At 62.9% G+C, this 4,823-nt stretch carries 3 protein-coding genes; all 3 read left to right on the forward strand.

What is annotated here, in order from left to right:
- Positions 1–148: 148 nt before the first annotated feature.
- The gene (locus AC1DWI_RS14050; RefSeq protein ID WP_477671240.1) at positions 149–1,939 is read left to right on the forward strand and encodes an FAD-dependent oxidoreductase; all 1,791 of its coding nucleotides are present in this window, start codon (positions 149–151) and stop codon (positions 1,937–1,939) included.
- Entirely contained in the window at positions 1,936–2,136 is a 201-nt protein-coding gene (locus AC1DWI_RS14055) for a DUF2783 domain-containing protein (protein WP_477671239.1), read from the forward strand. The genes AC1DWI_RS14050 and AC1DWI_RS14055 overlap by 4 nt, the downstream gene beginning before the upstream one ends.
- Positions 2,137–2,250: 114 nt before the next feature.
- Positions 2,251–4,823, forward strand: a 2,573-nt coding sequence (locus tag AC1DWI_RS14060) for a valine--tRNA ligase (protein WP_477725051.1), incomplete at its 3' end; no start/stop codon positions are given.

Below are 4,823 nucleotides of genomic sequence, written 5' to 3' on the forward strand. Positions count from 1 at the left end.
AAACAATACTGTCCGAGTTGCCCACCGCACCGGGCCTCCAGGAAAAGCGCGTGCCGGCGCCTCGCATTTGCTACTCTTTTGATAGCTGCTTGCGCTTGACCGGTATGGCTAAAACGCCTAAAACACGTAAGAACCGCAGGAACAATCCATGCCGGAGACAAGCACAAAAGGCAGCGCCGCTGCGGCCACACTGCCGGCCGCGTTCACCAACGGCTATGAATTTGCCCAAGGCACGGGCTACACCCTGCCCGAATACCCGTTCGTGGAACCGCCCGAGCTGCAAACAGGCGAGGTCAAACGGCACGGCGTCGTCATCGTTGGCGGCGGCATCACCGGCCTGACGCTGGCCTGTGCGCTGGCGCAGTACGGCATCAAGGCCTTGCTGCTGGACGAAGACAACACCGTGGGCGTGAAGGGCGCGTCGTCGCGCGGCATTTGTTATGCCCAGAAAACCCTGGAAATCTTCAAGCGCCTAGGCATTTACGAGCGCATCGCCGCCAAAGGGGTGCAGTGGAGCGTGGGCCGCACCTTTGCGGGCGCCGACGAGGTGTATTCGTTTGACCTGCGCCAGCAGCAAACGCATTCACTGAGCCGGCAACCGCCCTTTATCAATATCCAGCAGTTTTATGTCGAGGGCTTCCTGGTGGAGCAGCTCTACCGACCCGCGCCTGAGGACCGCCTCATTGATCTCCGCTGGAGCCACCGCGTCACGGCCTTTGAGCAAAACGACGACTTCGCGACGCTGCAGCTTGAAACGCCTGCGGGCAGCTACACCCTGCAGGCCGAACATGTGATCGATTGCACGGGCTCGCGCAGCCCGTTTCGCGCCTGGTGCGGTGCGACGGTCACCGCGCAAAAGGGCGACGACCGCTGGTGCATTGCCGACGTACGCTTTAAAAACCCGCCGCCGGTGGAGCGCCACACCTGGATCGAAGCACCTTTTAACGAAGGCCGCGCCGTGTGGCAACACCTGATGGCCGACGGTGTCTGGCGCATCGACTACCAGATGCCGCCGCACGCCAACCCCGAAGAAGTCAGCCGTGAGGACGTGGTGCGCGCCCGCCTGAAGGCGCAGTTCAAAAGCCAGGCGGGACAGGTGCTGGACGATGGTGACTATGAAATCGTCTGGGTCGGCCCCTATGCCTACCGCAGCGAATGCCTCGACAACCTGCGCCATGGCCGCGTGTTCTTTGCCGGTGACGCGGCCCATGTGATGAGCCCCTTCGGCGCACGCGGCGGCAATTCGGGTGTTCAGGACGCCGACAACCTGGCGTGGAAGCTGGCCGCTGTGCTGCAAGGCCGCGCCGCGCCCGCATTGCTCGACAGCTATCACCACGAAAGGCATGAGGCGGCGAAGCACAACGTGCTGATCACCAACCGCACCGCGCGCTTTCTGCGGCCGGCCGACGGCGCGGAGCGGCTGTTTCGCACGGCGGCATTGGATCTGGCGCGTGAGCACCCGTTTGCCCGGCAGCTGGTGAACACCGGGCGCATGTCGACGCCCAACCACTACACGCGGTCCGGCGTCTGCGGGCCTGCGGGCGGGCGGGCCACGCAGAACGCGGGCTTCTCCTGGGCCGATGGCAGCTCAGGCGAGCTGCTGGACTTGTTGACGTGGGCTCATGGGCGCCTGCTGCTGCTGGTGTTTTGCGATGTATCCGGCGCCGGGCTGGCGCGGCTGGCGGCGCTTTCCAGGGAAGCGGACGTGCGCTGCGTGCAAGTGCTCGGGCCCGGCGAGAAAGCCGCCGCAAGGGAGCACGTGATCGACCGCGAAGGCCATCTGCAGGCGACCTGCCATGTTTTTGGCCATGCCTGGGCGCTGCTGCGGCCCGACGGACACGTCGCCGCAACGGGCGAAAGTACGGATGCCTCGGTGGTTCACGCCGTCGCAAGCGCCATGGGTGCGGGCGCCCGCCACGAAACAAGGGATCCATCATGAAGCCAGACAGCCCCCTGATCACCCGCCTGCATTTTCAGGACGCCGATGCGTTTTACGAATACCTGCTGGACGCCCACCAGGGCCTCTCCAGGGAGGAATCCGAGCTGCTCAACGCCCGGCTGATCCTGCTGATGGCCAACCAGCTGGGCGACACCGCAGTACTGCAGGCTTGCGTGGCCGCGGCCCGCCACGCCTGAGCACTACAGGGCCAACGGCCGGCTAGCCGCAACGGCCAGCCCCAGTCGAATAAAATCAGCGGAGTTTCACCCAACCCAAGGCGGCATCCCTTCGATGCCGTTTTTCATTGCCCCATGACCAACGCTGCCGCCCCTGCCCTTGCCGATACCGCCAACACAGCCCCCGAGGCCGTGAAAGTCTCCACGCCGGGGCTGGACGGCCTGGCCAAGTCCTTCGAGCCGGCCGCCATTGAAAGCCGCTGGGGGCCCGAATGGGAGCAAAGCGGCCAGTACGAACCCACGCTGGACGCGGCCAAGCCTTCGTTTTCCATCCAGCTGCCGCCGCCCAATGTGACAGGCACGCTGCACATGGGCCATGCCTTCAACCAGACCATCATGGATTCGCTCACGCGTTACCACCGCATGCGCGGCCACAACACGCTGTGGGTGCCCGGCACCGACCATGCCGGCATCGCCACGCAGATCGTGGTGGAGCGCAAGCTTCAGGGCGAGGGTGAAAGCCGCCACGACCTGGGCCGCAAAAATTTCGTCGCCAAGGTGTGGGAATGGAAGGAAGAGTCCGGCACCACCATCACGCGCCAGATGCGCYGCATGGGCGACTCTGTGGCCTGGAAGCACGAGTACTTCACCATGGACCCGAAGATGTCGACGGTCGTCACCTCGACCTTTGTGCAGCTTTACAAGCAGGGCCTGATTTATCGCGGCAAGCGCCTGGTGAACTGGGACCCGATCCTCAAGTCCGCCGTGTCCGACCTGGAAGTCGAGAACGAAGAGCGCGACAGCTTCATGTGGCACATCGAGTACCCCTTCAGCGACGGCCCGCAGAAAGCCGCTGACGGCTCGGCGCTGCGCGGCATGCACATTGCCACCACACGGCCCGAAACCATGCTGGCCGACGGTGCGCTGGCGGTGCACCCGGACGACGAGCGCTACAAGCACCTGGTCGGCAAGATGGTCGACCTGCCGCTGTGTGACCGGAAAATTCCGGTGATCACCGATGACTATGTCGACCCCGAATTCGGTAGCGGCGTGGTGAAGATCACCGGCGCGCACGACTTCAACGACTACCAGGTCGCCCTGCGCCACAACCTGCCGCTGATCACCATCTTCACCTTGGACGCGAAGATCAACGAGAACGGCCCGGCGCAATACCAGGGCCTGGACCGTTATGACTGCCGCAAGGCCGTGCTGAAAGACCTGGAAGCCCAAGGCTTCCTCGAAAAAGCCGTGCCGCACAAAAACATGGTGCCGGTGTGCGCGCGTACCGGCGCGGTGGTCGAGCCCATGCTGACCGACCAGTGGTTTGTGGCGCTCAGCAAGGTGAGCGATCAGGATCCGACCGGAAAATCCATTTCGCAAAAGGCGCGCGATGCGGTGGCCAGCGGCGACGTGAAGTTCGTGCCCGAGCAATGGGTCAACACCTACAACCAGTGGATGAACAACATCCAGGACTGGTGCATTTCGCGCCAGCTCTGGTGGGGCCACCAGATCCCGGCCTGGTATGACGAAGACGGCAAGGTCTATGTCGCTGAAAACGAAGCAGCAGCACAGGCCCAGGCGCCCGGTAAAAAACTCACGCGCGATGAAGATGTACTCGACACCTGGTACTCGTCGGCGCTGGTGCCCTTCTCGTCACTCGGCTGGCCCGAAAAGACGAAAGAGCTCGACCTCTTCTTGCCATCAAGCGTGCTGGTCACCGGTTACGACATCATCTTCTTCTGGGTCGCCCGGATGATCATGATGACGACGCACTTCACCGGCCAGGTGCCCTTCAAACACGTGTACATCCACGGCCTGGTGAAAGACGCGCAGGGCAAGAAGATGAGCAAGTCCGAAGGCAATGTGCTGGACCCGGTCGATTTGATCGACGGCATCGAACTGGCGCCCTTGCTGGAAAAACGCTCGCAAGGCCTGCGCAAGCCCGAGACCGCGCCGCAGGTTCGCAAGAACACCGAGAAAGAATTTCCGGCCGGCATCCCCGGCTACGGTGCCGACGCGCTACGCTTTACGTTCGCTTCGCTCGCGAGCCTGGGACGCAGCATCAACTTCGACAGCAAGCGCTGCGAGGGGTATCGCAATTTCTGCAACAAGCTCTGGAACGCAACGCGCTTCACGCTGATGAACTGCGAAGGCCAGGACTGCGGGCTGGAAGACCACACCAAAGAGCAATGCGCACCCGGCGGCGAGTTCCACAACTACCTGAGCTTCTCGCAGGCCGACCGCTGGATTTCATCGACTATGCAGCGCGTGGAAGCCGACGTGGCCAAGGGCTTTGCCGACTATCGTCTCGACAACGTCGCCGGAAGCATTTACCAATTCGTCTGGGACGAATTCTGCGACTGGTACCTCGAAATTGCCAAGGTACAGATACAGACCGGCACCGACGCGCAAAAGCGCGCCACACGCCGCACGCTGATCCGCACACTCGAAGCCATCCTGCGGCTGGCGCATCCGGTGATTCCGTTCATCACGGAAGAGCTGTGGCAAACCGTGGCGCCCGTCGCCGGCAAAACAGGCAAATTCATCGGCGTCGCGCCTTACCCGCAAAGCCAGCCCGAGAAAATTGACGTGGTAGCAGAAGCGCATGTCATCAAACTCAAGACGCTCGTGGATGCCTGCCGCAATCTGCGCGGTGAGATGAAGGTGTCTCCGGCTACCCGCATGCCGCTTTATGTGCTGGGTGACAC

It is taken from the genome of Polaromonas sp. P3_C2, from assembly GCF_056402675.1.

Excerpts from the sequence above, each read along its gene's own strand:
- AC1DWI_RS14055 (WP_477671239.1), top strand. The coding sequence starts at position 1,936 with ATGAAGCCAGACAGCCCCCTGATCACCCGCCTGCATTTTCAGGACGCC.
- AC1DWI_RS14050 (WP_477671240.1), top strand. The coding sequence starts at position 149 with ATGCCGGAGACAAGCACAAAAGGCAGCGCCGCTGCGGCCACACTGCCG.